This is a genomic window from Variovorax gossypii, assembly GCF_003965815.1.
Classification (GTDB): Bacteria; Pseudomonadota; Gammaproteobacteria; order Burkholderiales; family Burkholderiaceae_C; genus Variovorax; species Variovorax gossypii.
On record NZ_RXOE01000001.1, the window covers coordinates 22,864 to 40,551 of the forward strand.

18 protein-coding genes are annotated in these 17,688 nt (G+C 68.9%); 5 read left to right on the forward strand and 13 right to left on the reverse strand.

The features are described from left to right. Positions 1–19: 19 nt before the first annotated feature. The 8 genes from EJP69_RS00100 to EJP69_RS00135 all read right to left on the reverse strand — a co-directional run bounded on the left by EJP69_RS00100 (position 20) and on the right by EJP69_RS00135 (position 8,659). On the reverse strand, positions 20–1,192 hold the full coding sequence (locus EJP69_RS00100; protein ID WP_093202867.1) for an ABC transporter substrate-binding protein: 1,173 nt from the start codon (positions 1,190–1,192) through the stop codon (positions 20–22). A gap of 79 nt (positions 1,193–1,271) precedes the next feature. Further along, a complete protein-coding gene (locus EJP69_RS00105) occupies positions 1,272–3,701 on the reverse strand; it encodes an ATP-binding cassette domain-containing protein (RefSeq protein ID WP_126468353.1) in 2,430 nt (809 codons plus the stop codon). Between the two features lie 12 nt (positions 3,702–3,713). Continuing rightward, positions 3,714–4,124: a VOC family protein gene (locus EJP69_RS00110; RefSeq protein WP_126468354.1), complete on the reverse strand. Its 411-nt coding sequence runs from the start codon at positions 4,122–4,124 to the stop codon at positions 3,714–3,716. A gap of 35 nt (positions 4,125–4,159) precedes the next feature. Further along, positions 4,160–4,615, reverse strand: a complete 456-nt coding sequence (locus EJP69_RS00115; protein ID WP_126468355.1) for a helix-turn-helix transcriptional regulator — start codon at positions 4,613–4,615, stop codon at positions 4,160–4,162. Between the two features lie 76 nt (positions 4,616–4,691). Next, positions 4,692–5,447: a tRNA (guanosine(46)-N7)-methyltransferase TrmB gene (trmB, locus tag EJP69_RS00120; protein WP_126468356.1), complete on the reverse strand. Its 756-nt coding sequence runs from the start codon at positions 5,445–5,447 to the stop codon at positions 4,692–4,694. Further along, positions 5,447–6,409 (reverse strand): tRNA glutamyl-Q(34) synthetase GluQRS, encoded by a 963-nt coding sequence (gene gluQRS, locus EJP69_RS00125; protein ID WP_126468357.1) that lies wholly within the window; start codon positions 6,407–6,409, stop codon positions 5,447–5,449. Before gluQRS ends, trmB begins: the two co-directional genes overlap by 1 nt. A 7-nt stretch (positions 6,410–6,416) precedes the next feature. Next, positions 6,417–7,556, reverse strand: a complete 1,140-nt coding sequence (locus tag EJP69_RS00130) for an NAD(P)/FAD-dependent oxidoreductase (RefSeq protein ID WP_126468358.1) — start codon at positions 7,554–7,556, stop codon at positions 6,417–6,419. A gap of 149 nt (positions 7,557–7,705) precedes the next feature. Continuing rightward, positions 7,706–8,659: a LysR family transcriptional regulator gene (locus tag EJP69_RS00135; RefSeq protein WP_093202849.1), complete on the reverse strand. Its 954-nt coding sequence runs from the start codon at positions 8,657–8,659 to the stop codon at positions 7,706–7,708. 159 nt (positions 8,660–8,818) lie between these two features. On the opposite strand from EJP69_RS00135, the gene EJP69_RS00140 reads away from it, so the two are divergent. The 5 genes from EJP69_RS00140 to EJP69_RS00160 all read left to right on the forward strand — a co-directional run bounded on the left by EJP69_RS00140 (position 8,819) and on the right by EJP69_RS00160 (position 12,199). Next, a complete protein-coding gene (locus EJP69_RS00140) occupies positions 8,819–9,520 on the forward strand; it encodes a pirin family protein (RefSeq protein WP_093202847.1) in 702 nt (233 codons plus the stop codon). A 91-nt stretch (positions 9,521–9,611) separates the two neighbouring features. Then, positions 9,612–10,016, forward strand: coding sequence for a DoxX family protein (locus EJP69_RS00145; protein WP_126468359.1), 405 nt, complete (start codon positions 9,612–9,614; stop codon positions 10,014–10,016). 37 nt (positions 10,017–10,053) lie between these two features. Further along, entirely contained in the window at positions 10,054–10,605 is a 552-nt protein-coding gene (locus tag EJP69_RS00150) for a flavodoxin family protein (protein ID WP_093202842.1), read from the forward strand. Between the two features lie 147 nt (positions 10,606–10,752). Then, on the forward strand, positions 10,753–11,676 hold the full coding sequence (locus EJP69_RS00155) for a pirin family protein (RefSeq protein ID WP_126468360.1): 924 nt from the start codon (positions 10,753–10,755) through the stop codon (positions 11,674–11,676). Positions 11,677–11,782: 106 nt separating this feature from the next. Then, positions 11,783–12,199, forward strand: coding sequence for a hypothetical protein (locus tag EJP69_RS00160; protein WP_093306146.1), 417 nt, complete (start codon positions 11,783–11,785; stop codon positions 12,197–12,199). Positions 12,200–12,268: 69 nt separating this feature from the next. Here EJP69_RS00160 and EJP69_RS00165 read toward each other — a convergent pair whose 3' ends face one another. From EJP69_RS00165 to EJP69_RS00185, 5 genes are all read right to left on the reverse strand, one after another. Further along, positions 12,269–13,837, reverse strand: a complete 1,569-nt coding sequence (locus tag EJP69_RS00165) for a tripartite tricarboxylate transporter permease (protein ID WP_126468361.1) — start codon at positions 13,835–13,837, stop codon at positions 12,269–12,271. Between the two features lie 4 nt (positions 13,838–13,841). Continuing rightward, the gene (locus tag EJP69_RS00170) at positions 13,842–14,372 is read right to left on the reverse strand and encodes a tripartite tricarboxylate transporter TctB family protein (RefSeq protein ID WP_206169266.1); all 531 of its coding nucleotides are present in this window, start codon (positions 14,370–14,372) and stop codon (positions 13,842–13,844) included. Positions 14,373–14,552: 180 nt separating this feature from the next. Beyond that, on the reverse strand, positions 14,553–16,136 hold the full coding sequence (locus EJP69_RS00175; RefSeq protein WP_093306148.1) for a sensor histidine kinase: 1,584 nt from the start codon (positions 16,134–16,136) through the stop codon (positions 14,553–14,555). Further along, positions 16,087–16,803 carry a response regulator gene (locus EJP69_RS00180; RefSeq protein WP_093202829.1) on the reverse strand — a complete coding sequence of 239 codons (717 nt, stop codon included), beginning with the start codon at positions 16,801–16,803 and terminating at the stop codon, positions 16,087–16,089. The genes EJP69_RS00175 and EJP69_RS00180 overlap by 50 nt, the downstream gene beginning before the upstream one ends. A gap of 38 nt (positions 16,804–16,841) precedes the next feature. Then, complete coding sequence (locus EJP69_RS00185) at positions 16,842–17,627, reverse strand: sulfurtransferase (protein ID WP_126468362.1); 786 nt, start codon at positions 17,625–17,627, stop codon at positions 16,842–16,844. Positions 17,628–17,688: the final 61 nt, after the last annotated feature.

Genomic DNA, 17,688 nt, shown 5'->3' on the forward strand with positions numbered 1-17,688 from the left:
AAGCGGATGCGAAAGCGGACTACCGCAGCACGCGGCCGTCGGCGGAGATGCTGATCAGGTCGATGTTGCGCACGCTGTCGCGCAGGCCCGGGCGCAGGTTGATGCGGAAGCCGCCCACGTCGTAGTCGGTCATGCCGGACATCACGCGCTGCAGGCTCGCCGTGTTGAAGCCCTTGCCCGCGCGGCGTACGGCCTCTCCGGCCGCTTTTGCAGCGATGAAGCCTTCGAGGCCCTCGTACGACGCGGTCTGGTCGGAGTTGTCGACGGCTGCGAGGTACTCCTTGACGATCGGAATCGCCGAGGGCCGGGGCGAGGGCACCACCTGCGAGATCACGATGCCGCCGATGTCCTTGCCGAGCGTGGCGTACAGCGGGTCGATGCCGACGATGGAGAAGGCCATGAAGCTGCCCGCGTAGCCGCTCTTGCGCAGCTTACGGATGGCGTTGGCCGTGGTGCCCGAGAGCGACACCAGCACGATGGCCTGCGGAGACTGCTTCTGCACTTCCTTCAGTGCCGCGTCGAGCTTGTCGCCGCTGGCCGGCACGAGCGCGGTCGCGACCAGCGGCGTGAGCCTGAGTTCGGTGATGGCCTGTTCCACGGCGGCGAGCCCGGCGCGGCCCATGGCGTCGTCGTCGCCCACCAGCGCCACGCGCGTCTGCCCCACGGTGGCGCACTGCCTCACGATCTTCAGGGCCTCGTCGATCATGCCGGGGCGCACATGGAACACGTTGGGGTGCTCGGCGCCGCGCAGCGTGTCGGAAGCCGCGAAGGGCGCGAACAGCAGGCTGCCCTGCTGCGTGGCGACGTTCGCGCCGGCCTCGCTGCTGGCCGTGCCGACGAAGCCGAAGAGCATGTCGGCCTTGTCGGCGGTGAGCAGGGTGCGCGCATTGGCGGTTGCGCGGGCCGCGTCGTAGCCGTCGTCGAGCTGCAGAAGCTTGAGCTGCAGGCCGCTGGCGGCGTTGCGTTCGTTGAAGCTGCTCACCGCGAGGCGGCTGCCGGCGGCGAAGGCGGTGCCGATTTCCGAAGCACTGCCCGTCAGCGGCACCGATTGCCCGAGGAGCACGACGCGCGCTCCGCCCGCCGCCGGCGTCCGCGTGGCCTGCGCCATGACGGGGTGGGTAACCCCGATGCCGCTTCCCAGCATCAGCGCGCCACATGCCTTGCCCAACCATTCCCTGCGTGACCTGTTCATTGGACACCTTCTTTCACATTAGTAAAAAAGTGTAGCAATATCGGGGCCAGGGTGGAAGGCGGCAAATGCGCGGGTGGGGTCAGCCTCCCTTGACGTAACTGGCGAGATGCTCGCCGGTCAGGGTGGCGCGCTTGGCGACCAGGTCCGAGGGCGTGCCCTCGAAGACGACCCGGCCGCCGTCGTGCCCCGCGCCGGGGCCGAGGTCGATGAGCCAGTCGGCATGCGCCATCACGGCCTGGTGGTGCTCGACCACGATGACCGATTTGCCCGAATCCACCAGCCGGTCGAGCAGGCCCAGCAGCTGCGCCACGTCGGCGAGGTGCAGGCCGGCGGTCGGCTCGTCGAGCACGTAGATGTCGCCTTTCTCGGCCATCTGCGTGGCCAGCTTGAGCCGCTGACGCTCGCCGCCCGAGAGCGTGGTGAGCGGCTGCCCGAGCCGCAGGTAGCCCAGCCCCACGTCGGCCAGCCGCTGCAGGATGGCGTGCGCGGCCGGCGTGCGGGCCTTGCCCTCGCCGAAGAAGGCCGCGGCCTCGTCCACCGGCATCGCCAGCACCTCGCTGATGTCGCGCCCGCCGAAGCGGTACTCCAGCACCGAGGCCTGGAAGCGCTTGCCGCCGCATTCCTCGCAGGTGGTGGCGACGCCGGCCATCATCGCCAGGTCGGTGTAGATGACGCCCGCGCCGTTGCAGGTGGGGCACGCGCCTTCGGAGTTGGCGCTGAAGAGCGCCGGCTTAACTCCGTTGGCCTTCGCGAAAGCGTTGCGGATCGGGTCGAGCAGCCCGGTGTAGGTTGCCGGGTTGCTGCGCCGCGAGCCGCGGATGGCGCCCTGGTCGATGCTCACCACGCCCGCGCCGGCCGGAATCGATCCGTGCACCAGCGAGCTCTTGCCCGAGCCCGCCACGCCGGTGACGACCGCGAGCACGCCGAGCGGAATGTCGACATTCACCTTGCGCAGGTTGTGCGCCGTCGCGCCGCGTATCTCGAGCTTGCCGGTCGGCTTGCGCACCTTCTTCTTCAGCGTGGCCCGGTCGTCGAGGTGCCGGCCGGTGACCGTGCCGCTGCCGCGCAGCCCCTCGACGCTGCCTTCGAAGCACACGCTGCCGCCGGCCGTGCCCGCGCCGGGCCCGAGGTCGACGACGTGGTCGGCGATGGCGATGACCTCCGGCTTGTGCTCCACCACCAGCACCGTGTTGCCCTTGTCGCGCAGCCGCAGCAGCAGCTCGTTCATGCGCTGGATGTCGTGCGGGTGCAGGCCGGTGGTGGGCTCGTCGAAGACGTAGGTGACGTCGGTGAGCGAGGAGCCGAGGTGCCGGATCATCTTCGTGCGCTGCGCCTCGCCGCCCGAGAGCGTGCCCGAGGGCCGGTCGAGCGAGAGATAGCCCAGGCCGATCTCCACGAAGGAATCGAGCGTCGCCGCCAGCGCCTCGAGCAGCGGCGCCACAGAGGGCTCCTTCTGGCCGCGCGCCCACGCGGCCAGGTCGCTGATCTGCATGGAGCAGGCGTCGGCGATGCTGATGCCCTTGACCTTCGACGAGCGCGCCGCCGCGCTGAGCCGCGTGCCGTCGCACTCGGGGCAGGTGGAGAAGGTCACCACGCGGTCGACGAAGGCGCGCACGTGCGGCTGCATCGCCTCCACGTCCTTCGAAAGAAACGACTTCTGGATCGTCGGGATCAGCCCCGCGTAGGTGAGGTTGATGCCGTCGACCTTGATCCTGGTCGCTTCCTTGTAGAGCAGGTCGTGCAGCTCGTTCTTCGTGAACTTGCGGATCGGCTTGTCGGCGTCGAAGAAGCCGCAGCCGCGGAAGATGCGGCCGTACCAGCCGTCCATGCTGTAGCCGGGGATCTTGAGCGCGCCCTCGTTGAGCGACTTGCCGTCGTCGTAGAGCTGCGACAGGTCGAAGTCGGTGACGGAGCCCCGGCCCTCGCAGCGCGGGCACATGCCGCCGATGCGATTGAAGGTTTCCTTCACGGTCTTCGTCTTCGCGCCGCGCTCGATGGTGATGGCGCCGGCCGCGCTGACCGATGGCACGTTGAAGGCGAATGCGCCCGGCGGGCCGATGTGCGGCTTGCCCAGGCGGCTGAACAAGATGCGCAGCATCGCGTTGGCGTCGGTGGCGGTGCCCACCGTGGAGCGCGGGTCGGTGCCCATGCGCTGCTGGTCGACGATGATCGCGGTCGTCAGGCCGTCGAGCACGTCGACATCCGGCCGCGACAGCGTGGGCATGAAGCCCTGCACGAAGGCGCTGTAGGTCTCGTTGATGAGCCGCTGCGACTCGGCCGCGATGGTGCCGAACACCAGCGAACTCTTGCCCGAGCCCGAGACGCCGGTGAACACCGTCAGCCTGCGCTTCGGGATCTCGATGCTGATGTCCTTCAGGTTGTTCTCGCGCGCGCCGTGCACGCGGATCATGTCGTGGCTGTCGGCGGTGTGCTGCGCGGAGGGCGCGGTCGTCGCTGCTTTCGCTGTCTTTGTCGCTGTCGTGGTCTTCCTTGCTACCTTCGTGCTCATCGGTTCTCCGCCTCAGCGCTGTTGCTGGATGCGGATCATGCTGCCCGCGGGGTCGCGCACCGCGCAGTCGCGAACGCCGTAGGGCTGGTCGGTCGGCTCCTGGACGATCTCGGTGTCGCTGGCCTGCAGCTTCGCGAAGGTGCCTTCGAGGTCGGGCGTGGCCAGCAGGATGGCGGCGTAGGTGCCCTTGGCCATCATCTCGGCGATGGTGCGGCGCTCTTCGTCGGTGATGCCGGGGTAGGCGGCCGGCGGCGCGAGCACGATCGACACGGCGGGCTGGCCGACCGGGCCGACGGTGATCCAGCGCATGCCGCCGTAGCCGACGTCGTTGCGGACCTCGAAGCCGAGCAGGTCGCGGTAGAAGGCGAGGGAGGCTTCGGGGTCGTTGTGCGGAAGAAAACTGGCGTGGATGCTGAGGTTCATGGTGGTCGTCCGGTCGTTGTGTTGTCGAGGAGCGCTCAGTCTAGATGCGGCTCCACGACCGGCGCTTCTCGATTCCTGATCGGTCGCGTGACCTGTTTCGCCACGCACGAGGGCATTCCCGCGGTCTGCAGCGCGGTCTCCCGCTTGTAGGCGCTGGGCGGCATGCCGACGAGCTCCGTGAAGCGCGTGCTGAAGGTGCCCAGCGACGAGCAGCCGACCTCGAAGCAGACCTCGGTGACGCTGAGATCGCCCCGGCGCAGCAGCGCCATCGCGCGCTCGATGCGCCGCGTCATCAGGTAGGAATAGGGCGACTCGCCGTACGCGAGCTTGAACTGGCGGCTGAGGTGGCCCGCCGACATGTGCACGCCGAAGGCGAGGGCCTCGACGTCGAGCGGCTGGGCGTATTCGCGGTCGATGCGGTCGCGAACGCGGCGCAGCCGGGCCAGTTCGCGAAGATGCAGTTGCTCGGCGTCGGGTTTGCTGCTGGTCATCCGCGGGATCGTGCCATGCCGGACCGGCAGGCTCAACCCGGCAGCCCCGGCGGGCGGGGCCGGCGCGGGGAAAGGGTCAGGCCTTGCGCTCGAACACCAGGTCCCACACCCCGTGGCCCAGCTTGATGCCGCGGTTCTCGAACTTGGTGAGCGGACGGTATTCGGGCTTGGGCGCGTAGCCCTCGGCCGTGTTGCGCAGCATCGGCTCGGCCGCGAGCACCTCGAGCATCTGCTCGGCATAGGGCTGCCAGTCGGTGGCGCAGTGGATGTAGCCGCCGGGGCGCAGGTGCTGCGCGAGCTTGGTCACGAAGCCGGGCTGGATCAGCCGGCGCTTGTTGTGGCGCTTCTTGTGCCACGGATCGGGAAAGAACACGTGCACGCCGGCCAGCGTGCCGGGCTGCAGCATGTGGTCGAGCACATCGACGGCGTCGTGCGCGCAGATGCGGATGTTCGACAGCTGCTGCTCGCCGATGCGCTTGAGCAGCGCGCCCACGCCGGGCTCGTGCACCTCGCAGCAGAAGAAGTTGGTGTCGGGCAGCACCGTCGCGATGTGCGCGGTGGCCTCGCCCATGCCGAAGCCGATTTCCAGCACGGTCGGGCCGGCGCGGCCGCCGAAGGCTGCGGTCAGGTCGATCGGCTCGGGCTTGTAGGGCACCAGGTACAGCGGGCCCAGTTCGGAGAAGGCGCGCGCCTGGCCCTCGGTGGTGCGGCCGCCGCGCTTGACGAAGCTCTTGAGGCGGCGGTGCAGCGGATGGGGCTTGTCGGCGCCTTCGTCGGCACCCTCGTCATTGCCCGGAGGGAGGTCGTTGGACACGGTATCGGAAAGATTCATCACGGGCGCGAATTGTAGAGAGCGCGCCATTGGGGCACCCAGCCGGCCAGCGCCGAGGGGCAGTCGGCGGCCGTGGCGGGCTGCAGGCCCAGCGCCCGTGCGGCGGCGTCGAGCGCGGCCAGCGCGGCTGCCGGGGAGCCGGTGTCGATGGAGGTGGCGCCGTTCTGTTTCGACAGCTTGTCGCCGTCCGCGCCGCGTACCAGCGGCGTGTGCAGGTAGCTGGGCGTGGGAAAGCCCAGCGCGCGCTGCAGCAGGATCTGGCGCGCGGTGTTGTCCGTGAGGTCCTCGCCGCGCACCACGTCGGTCACGCCCTGTTCGGCGTCGTCGACCACCACCGCGAGCTGGTAGGCCCAGGGGCCGTCGGCGCGGCGCAGCACGAAGTCGCCGACCTCGCGGCTCACGTTCTGGCGCTGGCGGCCCAGGCGGCGGTCGACGAAGCAGAGTTCGCCGCCGGCGGTTGCATCGTCGCCGTCTTCCTCCCACGGCACGCCGGGCGTGGGCGGGAGGTCGGCCTCGAATTTCTCCGTGGCGAAGCGCCATGCGCGCGCGGGCTTGCCGTGCAGCCCGTCGCGGCAGGTGCCGGGGTACACGCGTTCGCCGTGGCGTTCGTGCCGATGGCCGAGCCGCGCGAGCGCCTCGTTGATGTCCTTGCGCGAGCAGCCGCAGGGGTAGGCCAGCCCGCGCGCCTTCAGCCGATCGAGTGCGGCCTCGTAGCGGTCGGTGCGCCGGGTCTGCCAGACGGGGGGCTCGTCGGGCAGCAGCGCGCAGTCGGCCAGCTGCTGGAGGATGTGCTCGCCCATGCCGGGCAGGCAGCGCTCGGTGTCGGCGTCCTCGATGCGAACCAGCCAGCGCGCCTGCGGTCCGCGCGCGCGCACGTCGAGCCAGCTCGCGAGCGCGGCCACCAGCGAGCCCGCGTGCAGCGGGCCGGTGGGCGAGGGCGCGAAGCGGCCGGTCTCCCTCATCTCCCGGTCAGATCACGTCGAGCGCGAGCGACAGGCCCGAGAGGAAGGCGTCTTCCACGCGATGGCCGGTGCACCAGTCGCCCGCGATGCCGATGCGGGCCTTGGCGTCCCAGAGGTGGGTGGTGCCCACGGGCACCTGCGTCTGGGCCTCGTTCCAGCAGATGGCCTGGGCGTGGGCCGGCGTGGCGTGGATGCCGGTGATCTCGGCGAAGGCGCGCAGCAGCTTGGCCTCGATGCGCGAGGGCGCGTCGCGCAGGTGTTCCTCCGACCAGGTCGCGCTGGCCTGCAGCGTCCAGCGCTCGATCGGCTCGCGCCCGGGCTTGGACGATTCGCGCGCCAGCCACGCCACGCGGTGGTGCGTGCTGCGCGCCGCGTTCCACTGCGGGCCGAGGTGCGACATGTTGGGCTGGTTGGCCTGCGGGAAGGCGATCATCAGCGTCCAGCAGGGCGCGATGCGCACGGGTTCGATCTTGCGCGAGAGCGTGGCCGAGAGCTTGCCGTCGCCAAGCAGCGCGCGGGCGCCGGCGGGTGGCACGGCGAGCAGCACGGCGTCGAAGCCCGAGTAGACGTGGCGTGAATCGTCGGCGCCGGTCGTGCGCAGCTGCCAGCGCTTCGGGTCGAGCGCATCGGGCTCGATCTGAGTGACCTGCGTGCCGGTGACGAGGCTGTCGCCCAGCGGAGCGGCCCAGCGGGTCACCAGCGACTCCATGCCGGGCTGGGCCACCCAGTGCGGCTCGAGCGAGGGCAGGGCAGCCTCGGCCACGCGGCCGTGGGCATCGAGCACGCGCACGAGGTTGGCGCTCCAGCGCTTGCTGGTGCCGGGCGCGCTTTCGAGCGCCAGGGCGAAGCGCGGATCGCGCACGGTGAAATATTGAGCGCCGCTGTCGAAGCGGCCGAAGGCGGTGTCCACGCTGGCCATGCGTCCGCCGGCTGCGTCGTTGCGCTCGAACAGCGTGACCTTGTGGCCGGCCTGCGCCAGCGTCCGCGCGCAGGCCACTCCGGCGATGCCGGCGCCGACGACGGCGTAGTGGCGGGAGGAGGAACGGGAAGAGGAGGAGGGAGGAGGCGAAGAAGACAGGGCGGCTGGAGTTCGGTGGCGGTCGGCGGCGGCCTTGGCCGGTTTCTTTGCAGTTGCGCGAGTGCTCATGAACGACTCTTTTCTTCTGGATGGAATGCGGATGGATGTGTCTGCACTCTACATCGGTCCGGCGGCCGCTTCGCCTGAGGGCACACCCTTAGCGGCGTTGCGCGATCCTCGGCAATACTCGTCGGCCCCGTCGATGAAGCACGGCTGCCTCATCGCCCCCGATGCCGTTCGAGCAGCGCGCGCCGCGTGCCTTCGTGCTCGAACTGCGCCAGCCACCATTCGAGTGCCCGGCCGGGTTTGCCGGCACTGCGCACGCGCCATGCGCAGTGCAGCTCACCCCGCGGCGGCTTGCGCTCGGTCTGCAGCTCGACCAGGTGCCCGGCCTCGATGTACGGCCGCGCCATCGGCTCGGGCAGGAAGCCCCCGCCCAGCCCGTGCAGCTGCGCAGCGATCTTGGCCTGCATGCTCGGCACGGTGAGCACGTCCTGCCCGCCCACCAGATGCACCGTGAGGCCCGGTGCCTGACGGGCCGAGTCGGCCGCCGCCACCGCGCGGTGCTGCCGCATCACCGTGTCGCTCAGCGGCTGCGTGATGCGCGCCAGCGGATGGTGCGGCGCCACCGCGTAGACGAAGCTCAACTCGCCGATCGGCCGGCTGCGGATGCCGGTGGAGGTGAAGGCCAGGCTCGCGGCGTCGAGCACCGCGCCGATCGCGAGGTCGGCTTCGCCGGAGGTCAGGGCCTCGATGGTGCCCATCAGCGTCTCGTCGCGCAGCTTCAGCCGCGTGGGCGGCTCCAGCGCGAAGAAGGCGGTGGCGAGGTCGAGCAGCGGGTCGCGCGCGATCACGCTGTCGACCGCGATGGTCAGCATCGGCTCCCAGCCGGTGGCCACGCGCTTGACGCGGTTGGCCACCGCGTCGATCTCGTTGAGCAGCCGTTCGGCCTCGCGCAACAGCTCAGCGCCGGCCTCGGTCAGCCGGGCCTGGCGGGCGCTGCGGTCGAACAGCAGCACGTCGAGCGCGTCCTCGATCTGGCGCACCCGGTAGCTCAAGGCGCTGGGCACGAGGTTCAGCGCGCGCGCCGTGGCGGCGAAGCTGCCGGTGCTGGCCACGGTCTGGAGCATGGCGAGGGCGTCGGGGGTCAGCACGTCTCTGGGACTGGGCATCGGGGCTCCATTAATCAAAATATTTGAATGGTGCCATCAAACCGCAGCGTCTTTCCGAGGAGGGTGGCGGCCCAAAATTCTTCTCATCCGCTGCGCATCCGGCGCGGCATACGAAAAAGGCCCGACACCCCACCGGGGCAGGGCAGAAGGAGCAAGACGATGTTGCAAGTCCGTAAATCTCAGGAACGCGGTTATGCCGACCATGGCTGGCTGCGCTCGTTCCACAGCTTTTCATTCGCCAACTACTACGACCCGGCCCACATGGGCTTCGGCAACCTGCGCGTGATCAACGAAGACCGCGTGGCGGCGGGCGCCGGCTTCGGCACCCATGGCCACAAGGACATGGAGATCATCAGCTACGTGCTCTCGGGCGAACTGGCGCACAAGGACAGCATGGGCAACGTGGAGAGCATCCCTCCCGGCGACGTGCAGCGCATGAGCGCGGGCCGCGGCGTGATGCACAGCGAGTTCAACCACAAGGCCGACGAGACCACGCACTTCCTGCAGATCTGGATCCTGCCGAACGTGCGTGGCATCGAGCCAGGCTACGAGCAGAAGAAGTTCAGCGACGCCGAGAAGCGCGGCAAGCTGCGCCTGGTGGCCTCGCCAGACGGCAGCGAAGGCTCGGTGAAGGTGAACGCCGACGCGAGCCTGTACGCCGGCCTGTTCGACGGCGATGAAAAGGCCAGCCTGGCGCTCGACCCGAAGCGCAAGAGCTACGTGCACCTGGTGCGCGGCGAGCTGGAAGTGAATGGCCAGAAGCTCTCCGGCGGCGACGCCGCGATGCTCGAAGGCGAATCGCAGGTGACGCTGGGCGCGGGCAAGGACGCCGAAGTGCTGGTGTTCGACCTGGCCGCCTGATCTTTCCCCCTTGCCGGGCGCTGGCCGCCCGGCTTTTCTCTTTCCCTCTCTCTTTTCCCCAATCCAACCAACAACCGAGGAGTTTTCAACCATGGCAACCACAACCGCAACCCCCAATCCGTCTCAAGACCTGCAGGCCCTGATCGGCCGAATCCTTATCGCCACGCTGTTCATTCCAGCCGGCTTCGGCAAGCTCATGGGCTTCTCGGGCACCGTCGGCTACATCACCAGCGCGGGCCTGCCGCTGCCGGAAGTCGCGGCGGTGATCGCCATCGTGGTCGAGCTCGGCCTCGGCATTGCGCTGCTGCTCGGCTTCAAGACGCGGCTGGTGGGGCTGCTCATGGCCATCTTTACGATCGCGACGGCGTTGTTCTTCCACAAGTTCTGGGCGGATGCATCGCAGAACATCCAGTTCTTCAAGAACATGGCCATCGCTGGCGGCCTGTTTTCGTTTGCAGCCTTCGGCCCCGGCCGCTTCAGCATCGACAAGCGCTGATCCCACACACAATTCACCCGCTCAGGAGCACTGAAACATGGCAAACATCGTCGTCGTCTTCCATTCCGGCTACGGCCACACCCAGCGCGTGGCCCAGGCCGTCGCCGACGGCGCGGGCGCGCAGCTGCTGGCCATCGACGCGGACGGCAACCTGCCCGAAGGCGGCTGGGAGCTGCTGGCCGCGGCCGACGCGATCATCTTCGGCTCGCCGACCTACATGGGCGGCGTGAGCTGGCAGTTCAAGAAATTCGCCGACGCGTCGTCGAAGGTCTGGTACACGCAGGGCTGGAAGGACAAGCTCTTCGCCGGCTTCACCAACAGCGCCACCATGAACGGCGACAAGGTCACGACCATGACCTACCTGTGGACGCTGGCCATGCAGCACAGCGGCATCTGGGTCAGCATGGGCATCCTGCCGAGCAACAGCAAGGCGGCGACGCGCGACGCGCTGAACTACGTGGGCGGCTACGGCGGCCTGCTGACGCAGTCGCCGTCGGACGCGAGCCCGGCCGAAATGCTCAAGGGCGATTTCGACACTGCCCGTGCTTTCGGTGAGCGCATCGGCACGGTGGCAAGATCGCGAGGCTAGAACTCACCCCCAGGCTTCGCGCACTTCGTGTCGCTGCGCCAACCCCCTCGCCGGGGGCGACACCCGCGGCCCGGCAAAGCCGGTTCCGCGGTGTCTCGCGAACGGACTGCGACGAACGAAGCCGACCAATCACTCACGGAGAACACGATGACCGACGCCACCCCCGAAACCCGACTGCTCAAGCCGCACGACAAGGACCTCGGAGGCGGCTTCAACGTGCGGCGCCTGCTGCCGGCGGCGCAACAGCGCTCGGTCGGTCCCTTCGTGTTCTTCGACCATTTCGGCCCGGCCACCGAGCAGCCGGGCACCGAGCACGACGTGCGCCCCCATCCGCACATCGGGCTCTCGACGGTCACCTATCTCTTCAAGGGCGCGATGATGCATCGCGACAGCCTCGGCAGCGTGCAGGAGATCCTGCCCGGCGCCATCAACTGGATGATCGCGGGCCGCGGCATCGTGCACTCCGAGCGCAAGCCCGAGCGCCTGAAGGCCGACACCTACGTGAACCACGGCCTGCAGCTGTGGGCCGCGCTGCCGCAGGCACACGAGGAGATCGAGCCCAGCTTCGAGCACACGCCGGCCGACGCGATCCCCGAGCTGACGGAGCAGGGCGTTGCGGTGCGCGTGCTGGTGGGCGAGGCCTTCGGCGCCCGCTCGCCGGTGAAGACGCTCTCGCAGACCGTGTATCTCGACATCGCGCTGCCCGCGGGCGGTCGCTTCGAGCTGCCCGCGCTGGCACCCGAGCTTGCGGTCTACGCGGTCGATGCCGATCTCGCGGTGAACGGCGAGCAGGTTCCCGTGCATTCCATGGCCGTGCTGCCGGCCGGGCAGGGCGCGGTGCTCACGGCCAGCGCTGCCGCGCGGCTGGTGGTGATCGGCGGCGAGCCGCTCGACGGCCCGCGCTACATCACCTGGAATTTCGTCTCGAGCCGGCGCGAGCGCATCCTCGAGGCCGGCGCCGACTGGGCCGCCCAGCGCATGGGCCACGTGCCCGGCGAGACCGAGTTCATTCCGCTGCCGGGCAAGCCCTTCGGCGTGCGCGAGCCCGACACGGGCACCACGCCTGTCTGAACTGCTCCGGGCCGGCCTGTCTTGCGAGGACGGTAAGCTCCGCCCCGCAAGCGGCGATCGAGGGGATCGCCGTCCCAACGACATCCCCAGAAAGGGAGCAAGGCAAATGGCAGTCTTTCGTACACCCGAGGTTGCACCGGGCGAATACGGCGATCTCTTCGAGTTCCTGATGAAGGAGCTGAAGCTCTTCAAGCGGCAACTGGTCCTCATGCTCAAGCACGTGCAGACCGGCGAGTCGATGGTCTACCAGCAGGCCTGGTACGACTTCCACCTGAAGGACAGGCTCACGCAGCTGCTCAAGGCCGACGACTACGCGGCCGTCGCCGAGCTGCCGATCAACAAGGAAGGCCAGACCGGCATCTACATCGAGACGCGCTACGTGAAGAGCGGCAAGCTCGTGGGCATGCAGCTCGTGGAGGCCCGGCCGCACGAGGGCGGCCGCTACGTCGGCCTGACGCCGGCCTCGGTGTTCACCGACGCCGATGGCGAGCGCCTGCTGGCGTTCGCGCAGAAGCTCAAGTAGGCGGCGAACGGAAAACCGCAGACATGAAAAAGGCCCGCGATGCGGGCCTTTCTTCTTGCTGATGGCTGACTACTTGCCGCTGATCGACACCGTCTCGGCGGGCGGTGCACCTTCAGGCGTTTTCGGCAGCTCGACCACGCCCTTGCGGCCACCGCGACCGCGCCACGCGGAGTAGCTCACACCGAGCAGCAGCAGCGCGCACAGCCCGATGAAGGTCGCGCTGATCGGCCGCGTCACGAACACCGACATGTCGCCGCGCGACAGCAGCAGCGCGCGGCGGAAGTTTTCCTCCACCATCGGCCCGAGCACGAAGCCCAGCAGGATCGGCGCGACCGAGAACTCCAGCGTCATCAGCACCGCGCCGACGATGCCGAAGACCAGCACTTCCCAGATCTGGAAGAGGCTGTTCTGCGTGCTGTACACGCCGGTTGCAATGAAGAACATCGCGGCCGGGAACAGGTACTTGTAGGGCACCTTCAGCAGCTTCACCCACACGCCGATCAGCGGCACGTTCAGGATCACGAGGATCACGTTGCCGATCCAGAACGAGGCGATCAGGCCCCAGAAGATGTCCGGATGCTCGGTGATGAGCTGCGGGCCGGGCTGGATGCCCTGGATCAGCAGCGCGCCGAGGATCAGCGCCATCACCGCGTCGCCTGGGATGCCCAGGCTCATCGTCGGGATGAAGTCGACCTGCGTCTTCGAGTGCGCCGAGGCCTCGGGGCCGGCCACGCCTTCGATCATGCCGGTGCCGAACTTGTTCGGCGTCTTCGACACCTTGCGTTCCAGCGCGTAGGCGATGAAGGTGGTGATGGTCGGGCCCGTGCCTGGCATTGCGCCGAACACCGTGCCGACGATGGTGCCGCGGATCATCGCGGGGAAGGCGCGCTTGAGCTCTTCCTTGCTCGGGCGCATGTCGCTGAGCTTCAGGGTGCCGGTGTCGCCGATGGTCTTCATGCGGTTCACGTTGAGCAGGAAGTCGGCCACGCCGAACAGGCCCATCGAGATCGCCACCAGCTCGAGGCCGTCGCTCAGCTCGGGCAGGCCGAAGGCGAAGCGGAAGCTGCCGCTGTTCACGTCGGTGCCGACCACGCCGCACAGCAGGCCGAAGAGCGTCATTGCCACGCCCTTGAGCGGCGAGCCGCGCGACATGGTGGAGCCGGCCAGCAGGCCCAGCAGCATGATCGAGAAGATCTCGGTCGGGCCGAACTTGAACGCGATCTGCACCAGGAGCGGCGAGGCGAAGATCATCACGATGATGCCGACCGAGGCCGCGAGGAACGAGGCGATCATCGTCACCCCGAGCGCGACGCCGCCCTTGCCCTGCTTGGTCATCGGGTACCCGTCGAGACAGGTCACCGCGTGCGGCGGGTGTGAAGGCATGTTCATCAGGATGGCGCCGATGGCGCCGCCGTACTGCGAACCGTAGAAGATGCCGGCCAGCATCAGGATGGCGGGCACCGGATGCATCACGTAGGTGAGCGGCAGCAGGATCGAGATGGCCTGCAGTGCGCCCATGCCCGGCAGCACGCCGATCAGGTTGCCCACCAGCACGCCGAAGAAGGACCACATCAGGTTCGAGCCCTGGAAGGCCACGCCGAAGCCGAACCAGAGGTCGTGAAGCGATTGACCGATCATGGTGTCAGCCTCCCCACTGGAACAGGGGCAGCTGAAGCTTCAGCGCCCACCAGAAGACCACCACCGCGATGAAGCACATCGCGAGCGAGAGCAGCAGCGCCTCGGTCAGCGTGTTGTCGCGATCGCCGAGCGCCGAGATGAACACGATGGCGAAGGTCGCAGGCAGCAGTCCGCCGTATTCGCCGAAGAGCAGGAAGGCGAGGATGCCGAGCACGATGCAGATGCAGCCGCGCAGGTCGGGCATGCCGCCCGGGTGGCCGTGCGAGGCAGTTTCCTCGCTCGCGCCGCCGCCGGACTTGTCGCCGCGCGCGGAAATTGCGATGAGCAGTCCGGTGAGCGCCAGCAGCGCGCCGAGCGCGACGGGGAAGAAGCCCGGGCCCATGTGCGCGAGCTCGCCCACGCGGTAGCCGACGCCGGCATACACGGCTGCCAGCCCGACCACGATCAGCAGTGCGCCGCCGTAGTAGTCTTTCTTGAATTTCGAAGCGGGCCGGGGCGCGTGCGAGGCCGGATCTTCACCGAGCTGGTGCTGCATAAGTCTCCTTCGTTTGGAAGGAGCGCAGTCTAGGAATCGAGACTTTCAATCCCCTTTCGGGAGAGGTCCGTACAGCCTTGCGGGCCGCAAAATACGTGTAATCACGTACCGGCGTATCGGGTGAAACCCTTGCAAAAACGGGGCTCGGGCCGGGCTTGCGGACGCGCCTTGCGACGCAGTTCAGGCAGCGCGAAGAGGCAGCCTCAGCGTCGCGCGCAATCCGCCGCCGTTGGGCCTCTCGGGCATGTCGGCGTTGGAGAGTTCGATCTCTCCGCCGTTGCGTCGTGCATAGCTGCGCGCAATGGTGAGCCCGAGTCCGGCGCCCTGCGCGGCACCGGTGGTCGAGGATGTGTCGCGATGGAAGCGCTCGAACACGCTCTCGCGCCGTTCGGGCGCGATGCCCGGTCCGCTGTCGCACACCTCGGCCAATGCGTGAGATGCCTCGCGCCTGACGGTCACGGTGATGTTGCCGCCGCGCGGCGTGTACTTGATGGCGTTGTGCACGAGGTTGGCCAGCACCTCGTGCAGCTCCGCGGCATTGGCCGCGACGGGGAGCACGGGCGCGTCGTCATCGTCGCCTGCCTCGTCCGTGCCGTCGGCTTCGTCGCCGACGATGTCGCCACGCGCATCGACCCAGCCCAGGTCCTGGTCGTTCTCGCGCGCGAGGGGCAGGTATTGGAGCACCACGCCGCGTGCGATGGCGTTGAGGTCGGCGATGGCCGGCTCCCCGGCGGGCGCGGCTTCGTCTCCGGTGGTGGCATGGGCGAGCGCCAGCAGCTGCTCGCTCAGGCGCCGCGTGCGCGCGAGCTGCGCGACGATGGCGTGCAGCGATTCGCGCATGCGCGCCGGATCGGTCTCGCGCACCGCGTAGCCGGCCTGGATCGACAGGATGCTCAACGGCGTGCGCAATTGGTGCGAGGCATCGGCCAGGAACTGCGACTGCTCGGCCACCATGCGCCGGTGGCCCGCGATGTGGTGGTTGACCGCATCCACCAGCGGCGCGACTTCGCGCGGCACGCCGCCGGCGTCGAGCGGCGTGAGGTCGTCGCGCGGGCGTTCGCGCAGCGAGCGGCGCAGGCGCTCCAGCGGGCGCAGCGTCCAGGCCACGCCCAGCCACACCAGCAGGGCGGTCACCAGCACCATGCGCGTGTCGCGCAGTACCTCCTGGCGCAGCGTCTCGGCCTGTGCCCGGGCGCGCGGGCCGGTGCCCTCGGCCGCCTGGATCAGTACGCTGTAGGCGACGCCGGGATGGACGTTGTCGTACACCGTCTGCCGCAGCGCGGCCACGCGCACCGGGTGGCCCTCGTGCTCCGCGTCGTAGAACACAGGCGTGCCGTCGGGCGGGCGCTGCGCGGGGCGTGGCAGGCCGGGCACGCCCATGAGCGTGGTCTCGGGCGAGTTCACGTCCAGCGCCTCGCCCTTGGGAATGCGCTGCACGCCGACGTGCAGATACTTGTAGCGCAGCCGCGTCGACTCGAACATCGCCTGGATCGAGAACGGCTCCTGCACGCGCACGCTGCCGTCGCTCGCGACCACGATGCCGTTGGCCAGGGCCTGCACGGGTTCGAGCAGGCTCTGGTCGTAGGCGACCACGAGCGAGTCGGTCAGGGTCTGGTAGTCGTTCCAGCTGTCGAGCGCCAGCAGCGCGACGATGCCGGGCAGCAGCAGCGCGAGCAGGCGCGCGCGGATGCCGAAGCGCTGCGGCTGCGGCGCCTCAGTCGCCTTCGCCGGGGAGTCGGGTGCTGGCCGGGGCTGAGGAACCATCGGCAATGCTCTCCAGCATGTAGCCCAGGCCGCGCACGGTGACGATGCGCACGTCGCTGTCCGCGAGCTTGCGGCGCAGCCGGTGCAGCACCACCTCGATGGCGTCCGGGCCTGCGGTGCTGTCGTTGGTGAACACCTTGGCGAAGAGCTGCGACTTGCCCACCGGCGAGCCGCTGCGCAGCAGCAGGGCGGTGAGCGCGGCCTGCTCGCGCGGCGTGAGCGACAGCAGCGTGCCGCGCAGCGTGAAGGCGCGGCTCTGGCTGTCGTACGAGAGCGAGGCGCATTGCAGGCGCGGGTGCTGCTTGCCGCGGCTGCGTCGCACCAGCGCCGACAGGCGCGCCTCGAGCTCCTCGAGTTCGAAGGGCTTGGTGAGGAAGTCGTCGGCGCCCAGGTTCAGGCCGCGCACCCGGTCCTGCAGCGCGCCCTGCGCGGTGAGGATCAGCACCGGCGTGCGGTCGTCGGCGGCGCGCATGTCGGCCAGCACGCTCAGGCCGTGCTTGTCGGGCAGGCGCAGGTCGAGAACGATGGCGTCGTATTCGGTGCCGGCCATGAAGGCTTCGGCGGTGCGCGCGTCGGGCGCATGGTCGGGCACGAAGCCGCTCTGGGTGAGCGCGCGGATCAGCCACGAGGCCATGTCCAGTTCGTCTTCCACCAGGAGGATGCGCATGGGAGGAGGCCTGTCGCGTCTTGTCGTCGCTGTCGCCGTTATTGCTTGATGGCGAGGTCGGGGTCTTCCGAGGCGCGGGCGCTGGCGCGCGCCGAACGCGCGCTCAGGTCGGGCGCCAGGGCCTCGCGGCCGTCGAAGACGAAGCAGTCGCCCTTGTAGTGCGCGCCGCCGACTTCCTCGAAGTACTTGAGGATGCCGCCTTCGAGCTGCAGCACGTTCTCCACGCCTTCCTCGTGCATCAGGATGGCAGCCTTCTCGCAGCGGATGCCGCCGGTGCAGAAGCTCACCACCGTCTTGCCCTTGAACTCGTCGCGGTGCGCGCGCAGGGCGGGAGGGAATTCGGTGAACTTGTCGATGCGCCAGTCGATGGCGCCCTCGAAGCTGCCGTAGTCGACCTCGAAGGCGTTGCGGGTGTCGAGCAGTGCGATCTCGCGGCCCTCGTCGTCATGGCCCTGGTCGAGCCAGCGCTTGAGCGTCGGGGCGTCCACGCCGGGCGCCCGGCCGGCGGCGGGGCGGATGGCGGGGTGGTCCATGCGGATGATCTCGCGCTTGAGCTTCACCAGCATGCGCCGGAAAGGCTGGCCGGCCGACCAGCTCTCCTTGACCTCGAGGTCGGCGAAGCGGGCGTCGGCGCGCAGATGGGCCAGGAAGGCCCGCACGCTGTCGGCCGTGCCGGCCAGAAACAGATTGATACCTTCGGGCGCCAGCAGGATGGTGCCCATGAGCCCCAGGGCCTGCGTACGCTCGCGCAGGTCTTCGCGCAGCACGGGGCTGTCGTCTATGGCCACGAACTTGTAGGCCGCGATATTCAGAATCTCTTGCACGGGGCGGGATTTTAGGTGCCGCCGGAATATCGCCCGGGCGCGGGGCCTCTGCCTGGCCTCG

Bases quoted from the DNA above. Each gene is read 5' to 3' on its own strand.
- EJP69_RS00130 (WP_126468358.1), bottom strand. From the start codon at position 7,556: ATGAGCACTCGCGCAACTGCAAAGAAACCGGCCAAGGCCGCCGCCGAC.
- EJP69_RS00105 (WP_126468353.1), bottom strand. From the start codon at position 3,701: ATGAGCACGAAGGTAGCAAGGAAGACCACGACAGCGACAAAGACAGCG.
- EJP69_RS00180 (WP_093202829.1), bottom strand. From the start codon at position 16,803: ATGCGCATCCTCCTGGTGGAAGACGAACTGGACATGGCCTCGTGGCTG.
- EJP69_RS00155 (WP_126468360.1), top strand. From the start codon at position 10,753: ATGACCGACGCCACCCCCGAAACCCGACTGCTCAAGCCGCACGACAAG.
- EJP69_RS00145 (WP_126468359.1), top strand. From the start codon at position 9,612: ATGGCAACCACAACCGCAACCCCCAATCCGTCTCAAGACCTGCAGGCC.
- EJP69_RS00110 (WP_126468354.1), bottom strand. From the start codon at position 4,124: ATGAACCTCAGCATCCACGCCAGTTTTCTTCCGCACAACGACCCCGAA.
- EJP69_RS00135 (WP_093202849.1), bottom strand. From the start codon at position 8,659: ATGCCCAGTCCCAGAGACGTGCTGACCCCCGACGCCCTCGCCATGCTC.
- trmB (WP_126468356.1), bottom strand. From the start codon at position 5,447: ATGAATCTTTCCGATACCGTGTCCAACGACCTCCCTCCGGGCAATGAC.
- EJP69_RS00115 (WP_126468355.1), bottom strand. From the start codon at position 4,615: ATGACCAGCAGCAAACCCGACGCCGAGCAACTGCATCTTCGCGAACTG.
- EJP69_RS00165 (WP_126468361.1), bottom strand. From the start codon at position 13,837: ATGATCGGTCAATCGCTTCACGACCTCTGGTTCGGCTTCGGCGTGGCC.
- EJP69_RS00170 (WP_206169266.1), bottom strand. From the start codon at position 14,372: ATGCAGCACCAGCTCGGTGAAGATCCGGCCTCGCACGCGCCCCGGCCC.
- EJP69_RS00150 (WP_093202842.1), top strand. From the start codon at position 10,054: ATGGCAAACATCGTCGTCGTCTTCCATTCCGGCTACGGCCACACCCAG.
- EJP69_RS00100 (WP_093202867.1), bottom strand. From the start codon at position 1,192: ATGAACAGGTCACGCAGGGAATGGTTGGGCAAGGCATGTGGCGCGCTG.
- EJP69_RS00140 (WP_093202847.1), top strand. From the start codon at position 8,819: ATGTTGCAAGTCCGTAAATCTCAGGAACGCGGTTATGCCGACCATGGC.
- gluQRS (WP_126468357.1), bottom strand. From the start codon at position 6,409: ATGAGGGAGACCGGCCGCTTCGCGCCCTCGCCCACCGGCCCGCTGCAC.
- EJP69_RS00160 (WP_093306146.1), top strand. From the start codon at position 11,783: ATGGCAGTCTTTCGTACACCCGAGGTTGCACCGGGCGAATACGGCGAT.
- EJP69_RS00175 (WP_093306148.1), bottom strand. From the start codon at position 16,136: ATGGTTCCTCAGCCCCGGCCAGCACCCGACTCCCCGGCGAAGGCGACT.